General features: G+C 70.8%; 15 protein-coding genes and 1 other RNA gene. 12 read left to right on the top strand and 4 right to left on the bottom strand.

All coding sequences use genetic code 11. The features are described from left to right. Positions 1–168 precede the first annotated feature (168 nt). The 4 genes from STRNI_RS26155 (at position 169) to STRNI_RS26170 (ending at position 5,765) form a co-directional block, all read left to right on the top strand. Positions 169–1,848, top strand: a complete 1,680-nt coding sequence (locus STRNI_RS26155; RefSeq protein WP_159488112.1) for a serine/threonine-protein kinase — start codon at positions 169–171, stop codon at positions 1,846–1,848. Positions 1,849–2,094: 246 nt separating this feature from the next. After that, positions 2,095–3,366, top strand: coding sequence for a serine/threonine-protein kinase (locus STRNI_RS26160; RefSeq protein ID WP_093646573.1), 1,272 nt, complete (start codon positions 2,095–2,097; stop codon positions 3,364–3,366). Between the two features lie 157 nt (positions 3,367–3,523). Next, complete coding sequence (gene prfB / locus STRNI_RS26165; RefSeq protein WP_018091239.1) at positions 3,524–4,630, top strand: peptide chain release factor 2; 1,107 nt, start codon at positions 3,524–3,526, stop codon at positions 4,628–4,630. Positions 4,631–4,952: 322 nt separating this feature from the next. Beyond that, positions 4,953–5,765, top strand: a complete 813-nt coding sequence (locus STRNI_RS26170; RefSeq protein ID WP_266449677.1) for a hypothetical protein — start codon at positions 4,953–4,955, stop codon at positions 5,763–5,765. A 99-nt stretch (positions 5,766–5,864) separates the two neighbouring features. On the opposite strand, the gene STRNI_RS26175 is transcribed toward STRNI_RS26170, so the two are convergent. Further along, positions 5,865–6,059, bottom strand: coding sequence for a hypothetical protein (locus STRNI_RS26175; RefSeq protein ID WP_093646569.1), 195 nt, complete (start codon positions 6,057–6,059; stop codon positions 5,865–5,867). Positions 6,060–6,309: 250 nt separating this feature from the next. Between STRNI_RS26175 and ftsE the strand changes: the two genes are divergently transcribed. From ftsE to STRNI_RS26205, 6 genes are all read left to right on the top strand, one after another. Then, positions 6,310–6,999: a cell division ATP-binding protein FtsE gene (gene ftsE / locus STRNI_RS26180; RefSeq protein WP_018091242.1), complete on the top strand. Its 690-nt coding sequence runs from the start codon at positions 6,310–6,312 to the stop codon at positions 6,997–6,999. A 32-nt stretch (positions 7,000–7,031) separates the two neighbouring features. After that, positions 7,032–7,943, top strand: coding sequence for a permease-like cell division protein FtsX (gene ftsX, locus STRNI_RS26185; RefSeq protein ID WP_018091243.1), 912 nt, complete (start codon positions 7,032–7,034; stop codon positions 7,941–7,943). A gap of 68 nt (positions 7,944–8,011) precedes the next feature. After that, entirely contained in the window at positions 8,012–9,229 is a 1,218-nt protein-coding gene (locus STRNI_RS26190) for a S41 family peptidase (protein WP_159488114.1), read from the top strand. An 18-nt stretch (positions 9,230–9,247) separates the two neighbouring features. Further along, positions 9,248–9,745 (top strand): SsrA-binding protein SmpB, encoded by a 498-nt coding sequence (gene smpB / locus STRNI_RS26195; protein WP_018091245.1) that lies wholly within the window; start codon positions 9,248–9,250, stop codon positions 9,743–9,745. 124 nt (positions 9,746–9,869) lie between these two features. Further along, positions 9,870–10,239, top strand: a transfer-messenger RNA (tmRNA) gene (gene ssrA, locus STRNI_RS26200). Between the two features lie 220 nt (positions 10,240–10,459). After that, positions 10,460–11,146, top strand: a complete 687-nt coding sequence (locus STRNI_RS26205; protein WP_266449688.1) for a hypothetical protein — start codon at positions 10,460–10,462, stop codon at positions 11,144–11,146. On the opposite strand, the gene STRNI_RS26210 is transcribed toward STRNI_RS26205, so the two are convergent. After that, positions 11,139–12,428, bottom strand: a complete 1,290-nt coding sequence (locus STRNI_RS26210; protein ID WP_277412124.1) for an MFS transporter — start codon at positions 12,426–12,428, stop codon at positions 11,139–11,141. The two genes, STRNI_RS26205 and STRNI_RS26210, sit on opposite strands and share 8 nt — an antisense overlap. A 121-nt stretch (positions 12,429–12,549) precedes the next feature. Between STRNI_RS26210 and STRNI_RS26215 the strand changes: the two genes are divergently transcribed. After that, positions 12,550–13,524, top strand: a complete 975-nt coding sequence (locus STRNI_RS26215; protein WP_266449695.1) for a LysR family transcriptional regulator — start codon at positions 12,550–12,552, stop codon at positions 13,522–13,524. Between the two features lie 113 nt (positions 13,525–13,637). Beyond that, positions 13,638–14,180: a DUF4232 domain-containing protein gene (locus STRNI_RS26220; RefSeq protein ID WP_109890087.1), complete on the top strand. Its 543-nt coding sequence runs from the start codon at positions 13,638–13,640 to the stop codon at positions 14,178–14,180. A 6-nt stretch (positions 14,181–14,186) separates the two neighbouring features. On the opposite strand, the gene STRNI_RS26225 is transcribed toward STRNI_RS26220, so the two are convergent. Continuing rightward, positions 14,187–14,510 (bottom strand): DUF397 domain-containing protein, encoded by a 324-nt coding sequence (locus STRNI_RS26225; RefSeq protein WP_274735938.1) that lies wholly within the window; start codon positions 14,508–14,510, stop codon positions 14,187–14,189. Beyond that, positions 14,507–15,334, bottom strand: coding sequence for a helix-turn-helix domain-containing protein (locus STRNI_RS26230; protein ID WP_218041845.1), 828 nt, complete (start codon positions 15,332–15,334; stop codon positions 14,507–14,509). Before STRNI_RS26230 ends, STRNI_RS26225 begins: the two co-directional genes overlap by 4 nt. Between the last annotated feature and the right edge of the window lie 38 nt (positions 15,335–15,372).

Raw genomic sequence — 15,372 nt, forward strand, 5'->3', positions numbered from 1 at the left:
CAGGCAACCATCCGCCCCGAACCCGCGTCTTTTCCACAAGCCCGCACTGGGCCGCCGGACCGAAAAGATTGTGCGACGGCACTACAGTGGGTCGGACGGTCCGCGCGGAGTTGATCAGCTGACCAGCGGGCCGGGCAAGAGATCCACCACGACCAGGGAGCGCATGACGTGCGGCCGGTAGGCAGCAAGTACCTGCTCGAGGAGCCGCTGGGACGCGGTGCCACGGGCACCGTCTGGCGTGCCCGCCAGCGGGAGACGGCGGGCGCCGAGGCCGCCGTGGCCGGAGAGCCCGGTGAGACGGTCGCGATCAAGGTCCTCAAGGAGGAGCTGGCGCACGACGCGGACGTGGTGATGCGGTTCCTGCGGGAGCGCTCCGTCCTGTTGCGGCTCACCCACCCGAACATCGTCCGTACCCGCGACCTCGTCGTCGAGGGCGATCTGCTCGCCCTGGTCATGGACCTGGTCGACGGCCCCGACCTGCACCGCTATCTGCGCGACAGCGGCCCCTTCAGCCCGGTGGCCGCCGCGCTGCTCACGGCCCAGATCGCCGACGCGCTGGCCGCCAGCCATGCCGACGGTGTGGTCCACCGCGACCTCAAGCCCGCCAACGTCCTGCTCGCGGGGTCGGACGGCAGCAGCGAGATGCACCCGATGCTGACCGACTTCGGCATCGCCCGGCTGGCCGACTCCCCGGGCCTGACTCGCACCCATGAGTTCGTCGGCACTCCCGCCTATGTGGCGCCGGAGTCCGCCGAGGGCCGTCCGCAGACCTCTGCCGTGGACATCTACGGCGCCGGCATCCTGCTGTACGAGCTGGTCACCGGCCGTCCGCCGTTCGCCGGGTCGACCGCCCTGGAGGTGCTGCACCGGCACCTCAGCGAGGAGCCGCAGCGCCCCAGCACGCTGCCCGAGCCGCTGTGGACGGTCATAGAGCGCTGTCTGCGCAAGCGGCCCGAGGAGCGGCCCGGCGCCGAGAGCCTCGCCCGTGCGCTGCGCACCGTCGCGGCCGGGATCGGGGTGCACGCCCGTCCCGCCGAGGCCGAGGCCGCGCTCGGTGTCGCCGCGCTGCTCGCCCCCGACCCCGCGCCCGCCACGGTTCCCGGTACGGGTGCCGACGGCGGCCAGGCCGCCGGAGGCGACGCCGACCCCACCCAGGTGCTTCCGTCGGGCGCCGGTTCGTACGACCCGGGCGCGGCGACCAGCGTGCTGCCCTCCACGGGCGGACCGGGCGGACCGGGCGGCCCGAACGGCCCCGCCGGGCAGGGCGATCCGACGCGGGCCATGCCGCCGATGCCCATGGGCGCACCGGCCGGAGGCCCGCAGGGGCCCGACGGTCCGCACCCGTGGGAGTCCCAGATGCGGGCCGCCCGCGACCGCAACGAGCAGACCCAGGTGCAGTACCTGGACCCCAGCGAGGACCCGCTGCGCCGCCGTCCGCAGCGCCAGGCCCCCCAGCAGCCGCCGCAGCGCCCGCAGCAGCAGTACCGCCAGCAGCCCGCTCCGGTGCCGTACGCCCAGCAGCAGCCGCCGCAACAGCAGCGGCAGCCGCAGGCGCCCCAGCGGCGCCAGGAGCCGCCGCCGCAGCGCTACGAGCCGCAGCGGCCGCCCGCGCCGGAGCCCCGGCCCCGGCGCGAGCCCCGTCAGCGCAGCGCCAACCCGATGAAGATCCCCGGCCTGGGCTGCCTCAAGGGCTGTCTGTTCACGCTGATACTCCTGTTCGTGGCCGCCTGGCTGATCTGGGAGCTGACCCCGCTCCAGGAGTGGATCGGCACGACGAGGGGCTTCTTCGCGCAGATCGGGGAGGTCTACCACAGCGTGGAGAGCTTCGTGCGGGGCCTCAGCAGGTGACGTCGGCCGTCCGCGCGCTCCGTGCAGCCGCGGGCGGCCCCCCGCCCCCCGGGCCTGTCCGGCCGTCATCCGCCGGACGGGCCCTAAGACCCACTCAGTGGATTTGTCGACTTCCGGCGGAGAATTTCGCTCACAGAAGTGAAGGTTGCCACCGTCCGGGGCATTGAACCCCCTGGCACCCGCGTAGCTTTGACGCCAACCTCAGCCCCCGCAGGACGCTCGGGGGCCCGACACGTCGGAGCAGTCTTGGCACGGAAGATCGGCAGCCGGTACACCGCCCACCAGATCCTGGGACGCGGCAGTGCCGGCACGGTATGGCTGGGCGAGGGTCCCGAAGGGGCCGTGGCCATCAAGCTGTTGCGTGAGGAGCTCGCGTCCGACCAGGAGCTCGTCGGCCGCTTCGTACAGGAGCGGGCGGCCCTGCTGGGTCTGGACCATCCCCATGTCGTCGGCGTCCGCGATCTCGTCGTCGACGGCAATGACCTGGCGCTTGTCATGGAGCTCGTACGGGGCACCGACCTGCGCACCCGTCTGGAGCGGGAGCGCCGGCTGGCCCCGGAGGCCGCGGTCGCGATCGCCGCCGATGTGGCCGACGGGCTCGCCGCCGCGCACGCCGCCCGGATCGTGCACCGCGACGTCAAGCCCGAGAACGTCCTGCTGGACATGCAGGGCCCGCTCGGCCCCGGTGGCGCGCACCCCGCGCTGCTCACCGACTTCGGTATCGCCCGGCTTGTCGACTCCCCGCGCCGCACCAGGGCGACCAAGGTCATCGGCACCCCCGACTACCTCGCCCCGGAGATCATCGAGGGGCTGCCGCCGCGCGCCTCCGTGGACGTCTATGCGCTGGCGACCGTCCTGTACGAGCTGCTCGCCGGCTTCACGCCCTTCGGGGGCGGACACCCCGGGGCGGTGCTGCGCCGCCATGTGACGGAGAGCGTGGCGCCGCTGCCCGGTATCCCCGACGAGCTGTGGCAGCTGCTGCTGCAGTGCCTGGCCAAGGCGCCGGCCTCCCGGCTGCGCGCCCCGGAGCTCGCCGCCCGGCTGCGGGAGCTGCTGCCCGGCCTGGCGGGCATCCCGCCGCTGGACATCGACGAGCCGGACGACGAGGACCCGGAGGGCGAGCAGGAGGGCGCCGCCGGCTCCCGCGAGGAGGCGTTCTACCCGTCGGCGGCACCGGCCGAGGCCACTCCGCCGCGCGGCGCGGTCCCGCTGGTGCAGGGCGCGGTCCCCGACTCCAACCGGGAGACGCACACCAGCATGCGCGTCCCGGGCCCGGACGAGCTGGCGGGCGGCGCCCACGGCACCGCCCGGGCCCCGCGCGCCGCCGGTGAGCGCCGGGCGGGCTCGGCCCGGCACCGTGCGTCCCCGGAGGCGGTGCGCCGCCGCCGCATCAAGCTGGGGGCGGCCGCCGCCGCGGCGCTCGTGGCGGCCGGCCTGGGCGGCTGGCTGGCCTCGGGCGACGACGAGCAGGGCGACGCCACACCGGGCGTCCACCAGTCGGAACCGGACACGCCGTGACGCTCGCCCGGCGCGCGCTGGCCGCGCGCCGGGCCCGGCGATGACCGGCGCGGTGACCGGTGTACGGGCCGCCGTGGACCGGCCGTGCACGGCTCCCGGCGGGTCCGGCCTGCCGGGGCCGGGTCACGCTGACGGTGGCAGCCGTTAGGCTGGGTGCGTGGCAGTCGTCGATGTATCCGAAGAGCTGAAGTCCCTCTCCTCGACCATGGGGTCGATCGAGGCCGTCCTGGACCTCGACAAGATGAGGGCCGATGTCGCCGTGCTCGAGGAGCAGGCCGCGGCGCCGTCCCTGTGGGACGACCCGGAGAACGCACAGAAGATCACCAGTCGGCTGTCCTACCTCCAGGGCCAGCTGCGCAAGGCCGAGGACCTGCGTGGCCGGGTCGACGACCTTGAGGTGCTCTTCGAGCTCGCCGAGGCCGAGGACGACGAGGACGCCAGGGCGGAGGCCGAGGACGAGCTGTCCGCCGTCCGCAAGGCGGTCGACGAGCTGGAGGTCCGCACCCTCCTGTCCGGCGAGTACGACTCCCGTGAGGCGGTCGTCAACATCCGCGCCGAGGCCGGTGGCGTCGACGCCGCCGACTTCGCCGAGAAGCTGCAGCGCATGTATCTGCGCTGGGCCGAGCGGCACGGCTACAAGACCGAGCTCTACGAGACCTCGTACGCGGAAGAGGCCGGCATCAAGTCGACCACCTTCGCCGTGCAGGTGCCGTACGCCTACGGCACCCTCTCCGTCGAGCAGGGCACGCACCGCCTGGTGCGCATCTCGCCGTTCGACAACCAGGGCCGCCGCCAGACCTCGTTCGCGGGTGTCGAGGTGCTGCCCGTCGTCGAGCAGACCGACCACATCGAGATCGACGAGTCCGAGCTGCGGGTGGACGTCTACCGTTCGTCCGGCCCCGGCGGCCAGGGCGTCAACACCACCGACTCCGCGGTCCGGCTGACGCACATCCCCACCGGCATCGTGGTCTCCTGCCAGAACGAGCGCTCGCAGATCCAGAACAAGGCGACCGCGATGAACGTCCTCCAGGCCAAGCTCCTTGAGCGCCGCCGCCAGGAGGAGCAGGCCAAGATGGACGCGCTCAAGGGCGACGGCGGCAATTCCTGGGGCAACCAGATGCGTTCGTACGTCCTGCACCCGTACCAGATGGTCAAGGACCTGCGGACCGAGTTCGAGGTCGGCAACCCGACCGGTGTTCTGGACGGCGACATCGACGGCTTCCTGGAGGCCGGAATCCGCTGGCGCAAGCAGCAGGAGAAGTAACGGGCCGGTCCCGTCCGAAGGTGAAACAACTGCCTCCCTCGCGGAGGCAGTTGTTTTTGCTGTGGGGGTTTGGTCACAGTCGTATGTCCATGTACCGCGCAACTCTTGGTAATTCGGGCATCCGGCCTTTAATCGACCTTGACGATAGTGGCGGAACTGGGAAGGCTGAGCGCGGCATGCGTATGTCTGGGGCGCGTGCAGTAACGGGGAATTGAGCGGCCTGGCCGCTGTGCGGAGCTGAGGCTCGCGTACCCCGGCACCGGCTCGTCGCCCCGCACAGCGGTGCTCCCATGACGAGTTCAGCTACTGGGGGTAGCAGTACATGACGAAGAAGACGCGGCTGCGCGTAGCGCGCATTGCGGCCGGTGCGGTGATTGCGGCCGGTGCGTCGCTCACCGCCGCCGGCGCTGCTTCCGCGGCCAGCCCGGGTGAGACCCCGGGCCAGGACGGCGGGATCATCGGCGGCATCATCGGCGGGATCATCGGCGGCGGCGACTCCGGTGGCGAGTCCACCGGCAGCACCGACGGTGGCGAGACCACCGGCCAGGTCGGCGGCGACGACAGCACCGGCGGCGAGATCGGCGGTGACGACAGCACCGGCGGCATCGGCGGTGAGGACACCGGCGGCACCGGTGGCGAGGAGATCGGCGGTAACGAGACCACTGGTGGCAATGAGACCACCGGCGGTAACGAGACCACCGGCGGTAACGAGACCACTGGTGGCAATGAGACCACCGGCGGTAACGAGACCACTGGTGGTAACGAGACCACGGGCGGCAATGAGACCACTGGTGGTAACGAGACCACCGGCGGTAACGAGACCACTGGTGGCAATGAGACCACCGGCGGTAACGAGACCTCCGGCAGTGGCAGCTCCATCGGTGACACCGACGGCACCGGCCCCGACAACGAGGGCTCCAAGCCGATCGAGCAGCCCGGCAAGGGCAAGGAGCAGATCGCTGACACCCCCGGCCAGGCCAAGCAGCAGGCCAAGGGCGGCGAGCTGGCGGAGACCGGTTCCTCCGGTACCACCTTCCTGCTCATCGGTGCGGCGACGATGATCGCGGGCGGTGTGGGCTTCCGTATGCTGCCCCGCCTGATCAACAAGAACGGCGGCGGCGCCGCGGCGGCCTGACGCCGACGTGCCACAGCTGGAGGGGCCCGGGACGCGACTGCGTTCCGGGCCCCTCGGCGTCCGCGCTGCCGCGACCGCCGAGGAAGCCTCGTACCGGGGTCAGACGGCCTGGTGGAGGAGCAGACCCAGCGCGATCAGCAGGATCATCAGCGCCACCAGCATGGCGGGGCTGAGCTGGGCGAAGATACCGCCCGCTTGCTGCTGAAGCCGTTCTCTGCTTGCCCGGCACACGGGGCAGCGGCCCTCGTTCACAGGGGCCGCGCAGTTGGCGCACACCAGTCGGTCGTACGTCATGCGACCTCCTTCTCCACTGCACCAACGCACCGGAAGGCGCATTGGTTCCCTCCTCCACTGTGCCAGCTCCTCGCCGGAACGGCGCGCCCCGCGAGATTGTGCGCCTTTTGTCCCGTAGGTGCCGTGAATAAACGCACCAACCGCCTACGGCGACTGCGCCGTCCTGCGAGGTTCGCGTATGGTCACGCACACCGACGGGAGCCGCAACTCGGCAACCCGTGCCCCTATCCAGGTCGACCGTGGTGCATCAGTGATCCGATTCGACAACGTCTCCAAGACCTACCCGAAGCAGAACCGCCCTGCACTCAGGGATGTCTCCCTCGAGATCGAGCGCGGCGAGTTCGTCTTCCTGGTGGGCTCCTCGGGCTCCGGCAAGTCCACCTTCCTGCGGCTGCTGCTGCGCGAGGAGCGGGCGAGCCATGGCCACGTGCACGTTCTGGGCAAGGACCTCGGCAAGCTCTCCAACTGGAAGGTTCCGCAGATGCGGCGCCAGGTGGGGACGGTCTTCCAGGACTTCCGGCTGCTCCCCAACAAGACCGTGGGGGAGAACGTCGCCTTCGCCCTGGAGGTCATCGGCAAGCCGCGGGGCCAGATCCGCAAGACGGTTCCCGAGGTCCTCGAACTCGTCGGCCTCGGCGGCAAAGAGGACCGTATGCCGGGTGAACTCTCCGGTGGTGAGCAGCAGCGCGTCGCCATCGCGCGGGCGTTCGTCAACCGCCCGATGCTGCTCATCGCGGACGAGCCCACCGGCAACCTCGACCCGCAGACCTCGGTCGGCATCATGAAGCTGCTGGACCGGATCAACCGGACCGGTACGACGGTGGTCATGGCCACCCACGACCAGCAGATCGTCGACCAGATGCGCAAGCGGGTCATGGAACTAGAGAAGGGCCGGCTCGTACGCGACCAGTCGCGCGGCGTGTACGGCTACCAGCACTAAGCGTGTACGGCCCCCAGTACTGAAAGGACGCCATGCGCGCCCAGTTCGTCCTGTCGGAGATCGGCGTCGGTCTCCGCCGAAACCTCACGATGACATTCGCCGTCATCGTCTCCGTAGCCCTTTCGCTCGGCCTGTTCGGCGCCTCGCTGCTAATGCGCGACCAGGTCAGCACCATGAAGGGCTACTGGTACGACAAGGTCAACGTCTCCATCTTCTTCTGCAACAAGAACGACGCCGAAAGCGGTGCCAACTGCGCCAAGGGCGCGGCCACCCAGCAGCAGAAGAACGACATCAAGGCGGAGCTGGACCGGCTGCCGATCGTGCAGAAGGTGACGTACGAGTCCAGCGACCAGGCCTACAAGCACTACAAGGAGCAGTTCGGTGACACGCCCGTCGCCGGGCTGGTGACTCCCGACCAGCTTCCGGAGTCCTACCGCGTCAAGCTCAAGGACCCCACGAAGTTCACGGTCATCAAGTCGGCGTTCTCCGAGCGGCCCGGCGTCATGGAGGTACAGGACCAACGGGACACCGTTGAGCCGCTGTTCAACCTCCTCAACGGCATGAACATCGCCGCGCTGGTCGTGATGGGGCTGATGCTGGTCGTTGCGCTGATGCTGATCGTCAACACCGTGCGGGTGTCGGCGTTCAGCAGGCGGCGGGAGACCGGGATCATGCGGCTGGTGGGAGCGTCCAGCTTCTACATCCAGATGCCGTTCATCCTCGAAGCCGCCATCGCGGGCCTGCTCGGCGCCGCCTTCGCCTGTGTGCTGATCGTCGGCGGCAAGTACATCCTCGTCAACAACTGGCTGGCGGAGCGGATCCAGGTGATCAACTTCATCGGCTGGGACTCGGTGGTCGCGGTCCTCCCGCTGGTCCTCCTGATCGGGCTGCTGATGCCCGCGCTCGCCGCGTTCTTCGCGTTGCGCAAGTACCTCAAGGTGTGAGCTTTGCCAAGGGGCGCCGTACGGTCAACTTGCCGTACGGCGCCCTTTTGTCCCCTAGACTCACCGGCATGTCGGGCCCGTGTTCGTACGACCGGCCCCGCCGCATTCGCCGCGGGGCGGCCCTGACGTTGTTCCTCGCGAGCGTGCTCGCCACCGGCGTGGTGACCGGCACCTGGAGCGATGAGGCGGAGGGTGCCGCGGGGCGCACCGCCCCGGACCACAGATCCTCCGGAGCGCACACCCGCGAGTCCCTCGCGGACCGCGCCGCCGTCGAGCGGGCCGCTTCCGAGGCCGTCGAGGACGGCAAGTCCGGTGCGCAGGCCGCCGCCGAGGTCGTCAGCCGCAGCGGCGACCGCTGGTCGACGATCTACACACCGGGCGAGTACGAGGATTTCCAGGAGCAGTTGGGCGGCGGCTATGTCGGCGTCGGGCTCTGGGTGCGGCAGGCGGCCGGCGGCCGGATCGTGGTGTCCCGGGTCCAGCCCGGCGGCCCCGCCGAACGTGCCGGTATCGCGGTGGGCGACCGGCTGCGCGCCGTCGACGGCCGCACCACCCGGGGCGCCCCGGTCACCGATGTCGTCGCCCGGCTGCGCGGTAACGCCCCCGACGGCTCCCGTGGTCCCGCCGCCGCGGCCGGCACCCCCGTGACCCTGGATCTCCAGCGCGGCGACCGCCGCTGGACCGAGACCCTGCACCGCGCCCGGGTGAAGGCCCGGAACGTCGTCGTCGACCGGCCGGCCGGTGACCGCGGCCCGACCCGCGTCAAGATCACCGCGTTCACCAAGGGCACCGGCGACGCGGTCCGCCGCGCGGTGCGCCAGGCCTCCCCCGACGAGGGCATGCTGCTCGACCTGCGGGGCAACACCGGCGGTCTGGTCACCGAGGCCGTCGCCACCGCCTCCGCCTTCCTGGACGGCGGCCTGGTCGCGACGTACGACGTCCGCGGCAGTCAGCGCGCCCTGTACGCCGAGCGCGGCGGGAATACGCATGTCCCGCTGGTCGTCCTTGTCGACGGGGGCACGATGAGCGCCGCCGAGCTGCTGGCCGGTGCGCTCCAGGACCGTGGCCGGGCGGTGGTGGTGGGCTCCCCGACCTTCGGCAAGGGCGCGGTGCAGATGCCCAGCGAGCTGCCGGACGGCTCGGTCGCCGAGCTGACCGTCGGCCACTACCGCACCCCCTCCGGCCGGACCGTCGACGACACCGGCCTCACCCCCGACCTGGTGGTGGGCAACGGTGCCGAGAAACGGGCCCGCACGGTATTGAGTGGCCTCGGGGGCGGGTCTTAGTGCGAAAATGGCCGCACTATGGCTAAGGACAAGGGCAAGGACAAGGATCCCGGGCGCAAGCTCGTGGCGCAGCACAAGAAGGCGCGGCACGACTACCACATTCTGGACACCTATGAGTGTGGTCTGGTGCTGTCCGGCACCGAGGTGAAGTCGCTGCGGCAGGGCCGGGCGTCGCTGGTGGACGGTTTCGTCCAGATCGACAACAACGAGGCCTGGCTGCACAACGTACATATTCCGGAATACGCCCAGGGCACCTGGACGAATCACAGCGCGCGGCGCAAGCGGAAGCTGCTGATGCACCGGGCCGAGATCGACAAGCTGGAGTCCAAGAGCCAGGAGTCGGGCCACACGATCGTGCCGCTGGCCCTCTATTTCAAGGACGGCCGGGCCAAGGTCGAGATCGCGCTGGCCAAGGGCAAGAAGGAGTACGACAAGCGGCAGACGCTCCGCGAGCAGCAGGACCGCCGCGAGACGGACCGGGCGATCTCGGCGGCCCGGCGCCGGCAGCGGGCCTGATCAGGCCCGACGGAGCCCGGTCCGGCCGGGCTCCCGGGAATACGCTGGCAACCGCGGGCGTTGTTCCCGTACGATGGCTCCACACCCCACGAGGGGCGTAGGTACCACCTTGATAAATCAACATGGGGATGATCGGTTTCGACAGCGGATGTCGAAGCAGGGGAAGCGAGTCGAGGAAGCGGCAATGATCTCGTTAACCATATGTCGCAACCAATAATCGCCAACACCAAGCGCGATTCCTTCGCCCTCGCTGCCTAAGTAGCGACTTGCGAAGTGTCAGCCCGGGGCTGTTCCCGACCCGGATCCTGGCATCAGCTAGGGAACTAAACTTCTAGACCCGGTCACGGGGTTTAGAAGGAAATCAAACAGTGACTGGGCCCGTCGGAGACTTGTTCGCGTGATCTCCGGGGCCGAGAAAATCGCAGCGAACTGCACTCGGAGAAGCCCTGATTCCGCACCGTTGGACGCGGGTTCGATTCCCGCCATCTCCACGACACGGAGAGCTGGGGGCAAGGCCCCCCAGACCCCGTCATCCCATGTAAGGCCCAGGCCCCGCATGTCCGAGAGGACAGCGGGGCCTGAGTCGTTTTGCGGGGCGGGGAGGGGCGAGGAAGGGCAGCGGGGCGCTGGTTCAGGGGTTTGACGAGCCTGTCGCGCGAGGTGTGGCATTGCTCGGCGCAGCGGCGGCAAAGGGGGAGTGATGGGGGCCTTCGGGTGAAGATCAGTGAGGTCGGGGACGCGCTCTGGGCCGGGGTGAAGGGCTGGCTTTCCGGCCCGGACCGGCAGGCGGTGGCCCGTGCGGCCAAGGAGCGGGCGGCGGCCGTGCTGCCGCCCGGGGAGCGGGTCGTCGCCAGTCATCCGGTCGAGGCGGGGGAACGGCTTCCCGAGCCGCCCCGGCGGTTCCGGCAGCAGGCGTTCTCGGCGCAGCGCACCGCCGGTGACCGGCTCGTTGACGGTATGGGGCGGGCCGAGGAGGGACTGCACCGCCTCAATCCGGTCAATGCCGTGGTGGACGGGTGGGGTGACCGCCGCGACACCCCTCAGCTGTCGGGCGGCTGGGAGAGTCTGGCCGGGCAGCTGGCGGCCGTGCTGCGGCCGCGCTGTTCGTTCCGGTATGTGGCGGTGCTGCTGGTGACCGAGCACCATCTCCATGTGGTGCGGGTGCGGCTGGCCGGCAACCGGCGGGAGCCGATGGCCGGTGCGGAGGCGGTGGAGTACGCGTGGCGGGTGGAGCGGCGGCAGGTCGCCTGGGTGCGGAACCGTACCGATGTGCGGCACGGCACGCATGAGGTCGGCTTCGTGGACGGTTCCTGGGTGACGTTCGCCTTCACGGTCGGGGGGTACGGCCCCGTCGTGGAGACCTTCCCACGGCGGTTGCGGTACACGGACCCCCTCAGCTGACCGGCGCCGCCGGGTGTCGGCGGGAGGTGAGCAGGGTGACGGTCAGTGCGAGGGCGGCGGCCGCGACGGGTACGCCGTAGGCCGCGCCTCCCGGGGCCAGGTGGTCGACGGCCCAGCCGCCGCTCGCCGAACCGGCCGCGATACCGCCTAGCAGCGCGGTCACGGCGAGCGTCATGCCCTCGTTCAGTTGGCCGGGCGGCGTCCGCGACTGGACGAGGCCCATGCCGGTGACCATGGTCGGTGCGGTCGCCATACCGGCCAGGAGCAGGGCGGCGGCCAGCGTCACCGGGCTCCCCGTCCCGGCCGCGAGCAGCGGGAGCAGCATCAGGGCCGCCATCGCCGCGGTGCAGCCGAGGAAGCGGCGGCCGGGATGGCCCGACGGCCGCAGCAGGCCGTAGAGCAGTCCCGCCGCACAGGAGCCCGCCGCCTGGAGGGCCAGCATGGCGCCCCCGGCGGAGCGGATGCCCTGGGCGTCGGCGTGGGCGAGGGTGACCACCTCCAGCGAGCCGAAGATCGCGCCGGTGCAGAGGAAGGTGAGGAGGAGGGACGGGAGGCCGGGGAGGCGCAGCGGGGAGCGGGCAGGGGGACGGTCCGCGGTCCGGGCGGCGACCGGGGGTTCGGTGCGGCGCTGGGCCGCGAAGAGCAGTACCCCGGTCAGCAGGAGTGCCGCGCCCACCGCCGTACCCGCCTCCGGGAAGAGGGCGGTGCACAGCAGCGTGGCGAGCACCGGTCCGAGCATGAAGCACAGCTCGTCCGCGGCCTGTTCGAAGGAGTTGGCGGTGTGCCGGGCGGCCGGATCGTCGCGGAACAGGTGCGCCCAGCGGGCGCGGGACATCCCGCCGGTGTTCGGGGTGGTCGCGGTGGCGGCGTACGAGGCGAAGAGCGTCCAGGAGGGTGCGTGGTAGTGGACGCAGAGCAGGAGTGAGAGCGAGCCGAGGGTGGCGAGCGCGGTGGCGGGGACGGCGGTACGGGCCTGGCCGTAGCGGTCGACCAGCCGGGCGGTCCAGGGCCCGGCCAGCGCCGTTGCCGCCAGCCCGGTCGCGGTGACCGCCCCGGCCAGCGCATAGGAGCCGCGCGAGCCGGCGATCATCAGGACCGCGCTGATGCTGAGCATCCCCATGGGCAGCCGGGCCAGCAGATTGGCGGCCGTGAAGGCGCGGGTGCCGGGGATCGCGAAGATCCGCCGGTAGGGCGCGAACGGGCGGAAGCGTGCGCGGCGGCGGCGCGGGGCCGGGCGTACGGGAGGGGCAGTGACCGGCCGGGCGGCGAGGAAGAGGATCATGGCTTCTACGGTCGTGGCCGGGCCCCTCGCCCGTCCAACACCTGCTCAGCGCCCATTTACGCGGCTGGGTTGTCAATGGGTCGAGGGCTGCCGTCGCCGCGGGTACTGCCAGGATGGCCCGATGCCGTACGACATCGATCCGCGACTGCTGCGCGCGTTCACCGCCGTCGCCGAGGAGCTGCACTTCACCCGGGCCGCCGCCCGGCTGTACGTCGCCCAGCAGGCGCTGAGCCGCGATATCCGGCGGCTGGAGCGGGAGTTGGGTGCCACGCTGTTCGTACGGAGCACCCGCCGGGTCGCGCTGACGGCGGACGGGGAGCGGCTGCTGCCGTACGCACAGCGGGTGTTGGCCGCGCAGGACGAGCTGGCCGCCGCGTTCCGGGCCGCGCCGGAGCGGCCGCTGCTGGTCGATGTGAGCGTCCCGATCGGCACGGCCCACGCGGTGCTGGAGGCGGCCAGGGACCGGGTGCCGGACAGCTGTGAGCTGGTCGCCCGCTTCCACAGCGGGCTGACCGGTGCGGCGGCCGAGATGGCGGCCGGACGGCTCGATGTCTCCTTCGGCCGGATCGCGGCGCTGCCGCCCGACGTCCGCGCCGGTCTCGACCATCAGCCGGTCCGTCTGGAGCCGATGGCGGTCCTGCTGCGCGACGATCATCCGCTGGCCGCACGGCCCGCCGTTCCGCTCGCGGAGCTGGCCGGCGAGACGCTCTACGCGGCCGCCGGCAATCCGCAGACCGTGGAGTGGACGGACCTGGCCGAGCGGCTCTTCGCGGGCCGCGGGATCGCGACGGCCGAGCCGTTCCCGGAGATCGAGGGCTCGCAGGAGTTCATACGGGTGGTGCGCAAGCGGGGGTGGTCCGTATTGGCGAGCGTGGAGTTCATGGACGTACCGGGGATGGTGCTGCGGCCGCTCGTCGACCCCGTACCGCTCTCGCCGGTGTCCTTGGTGTGGCGGCGCGGACTGCGGCATCCGGGGCTGGACGCCTTGCGGGCCGCCGCACGGGAACGGGCCGATCGGCACGACTGGCTGGCGCCGCCCGGGAGCGCATGGTGGCTCCCGGAGGCGGATGCGCGGGCGATGGGCGTGCACGGGTGACGGCCCGGTGCCGCGCGACGCACACAGAAAGTAGCCCCGCGCAGGCAACCACGGGCGCGTGAAAACCTTTCCTTAACGGCAGGGAATCTTATGTGGAACGAACAGGGAGAGCTGTGCAACGGCGTGCACTTCTCGCGGCCGCGGCGGCCGCGCTGACCTTGACCGTCACGGCGTGTCTGGCCCTGACCGGCTGCGGCTCCCCGCGGATGGCGGCGCTGCACGCCAGCTGCACGACCAAGGGTCTGGGGTGGAAGCTCACCGTCCTGAAGAAGAAGCCGCGCACGCAGCACCGTGAAGCCCGGCTGTCCGTCGTCAACAAGGGTTCGGACCCGTGTGTGTTCCGCGGCTTCCCGACCGTTGCGGTGCATCTCGGCAAGGGGCCCCAGTCCGATGCCCAAGGGCATGGCCGGGCCCTGCCGATAGACCTGCGGCGCGGCGCCACGGTCACCGCCGGCCTGCGCTACCGGGACTGCCCCAAGGACGCGCTGTTGAGCGAACCCATAGCCGTCACCAACGACATCGCCGTGGTGTCCGCGCCGCGCGACTCCACGGACGGGCACGCGGTCGTGGCCCGGGACGAGAAGGGCAAGCGCCTGCAGATGAACATCTGCGCGGACACGATCTGGATGGGCCCGCCGCGGGAAGCCGCCGAGTAGCCCCGCTTACGGCGCCGTTGGGGCGGCGGCGCCGCTACGTGCGGCGAACGAGGTGAACGCGGCCCAGGCACGCGGCGAGACGTCGAGGTGCGGGCCCTGGGGGTCCTTGGAGTCCCGGACGTGGACGGTGGCGGGGTGGGCGGCCACCTCGACGCAGGCACCGCCCTCGTCGCCGCTGTGGCTGGACTTGTGCCAGTCGTAGGCGACTTCGAGGCAGTTGCCGCCTTCGTCGCTGCTGTAGCTGGACTTGTGCCAGACGTAAGCCACTTCGAGGCAAGCGCCGCCCTCGCTGCCGCTGTAGCTCGACTTGAACCATGTCAGGTGGGTCATCGCTCTCCTAGCAGCCGCTCCAGCAGACCCACGGTCTCTTCGGCGTTGAGGGCCTGCATTCGCAGCATTCCATACTTCTGAGCGAGGATGCTGACCTCATCCGGGTCCGAAATCAGCTCACTGCTGCGCTGCGCCTCGGTGTAGGCCAGGTGCTGATGATCTGCGGTTTCCAGCACCACGAACTGACCGTCGAGACCGGCGTGGTGCTCGCGGCTCAGCGGCAGGACCTGAATGGAGACGCCATTGAGGTCCGCGCAGCTCCGCAGGTGGGAAAGCTGGGCCCGCATGACCTCCCGGCCCCCGAGATTGCCGGCCACGATGGCCTCCGAGATGACGAAGCTCGCGATGAGGGGCTTGTCCCTGTGGAGGATCTGCTGGCGCTCCAGCCGCCCCGCGACCCGCCGCTCCACTGTCTCCTCGTCGAGGAGCGGGATCTTGCTGCGGAAGGTGGCACGGGCGTAGTCCTCGGTCTGGAGCAGGCCGGGGAGTACCCCGTACTCGAACCAGGAGAGCGCGAGGGCCTGCTGCTCATAGGCGATGAAGTCCTCCGCCCAGATCGGATATTTGTCCTTCGGTGGCAGCTTCTCCACCCCCGTCGCCAACGCCCCGCCCGTACGCAGGAGTTGGTCGAACTCGGACGCCAGATGCGGCATCAGGGCCCGCCTGCCCTGTTCGATGGAGGCGATGGTCTCCTCGGAGGCGGTGGTGCGTTCCCCGAGGGCACGCTGGGTGAGTCCGGCGTTGATGCGGAACATCGCCAGTTGGGCGCCGATGACTTCCATGGCTGCGGAGTGCCGGTTCCTGGGCTTCTTTCGCGGCTGCATGGCCTTCCACTCCCCGTAGTTGGGCGTCGGTGACCGTG

It is taken from the genome of Streptomyces nigrescens (assembly GCF_027626975.1).
In the GTDB taxonomy this organism is placed as follows: Bacteria; Actinomycetota; Actinomycetes; order Streptomycetales; family Streptomycetaceae; genus Streptomyces; species Streptomyces nigrescens.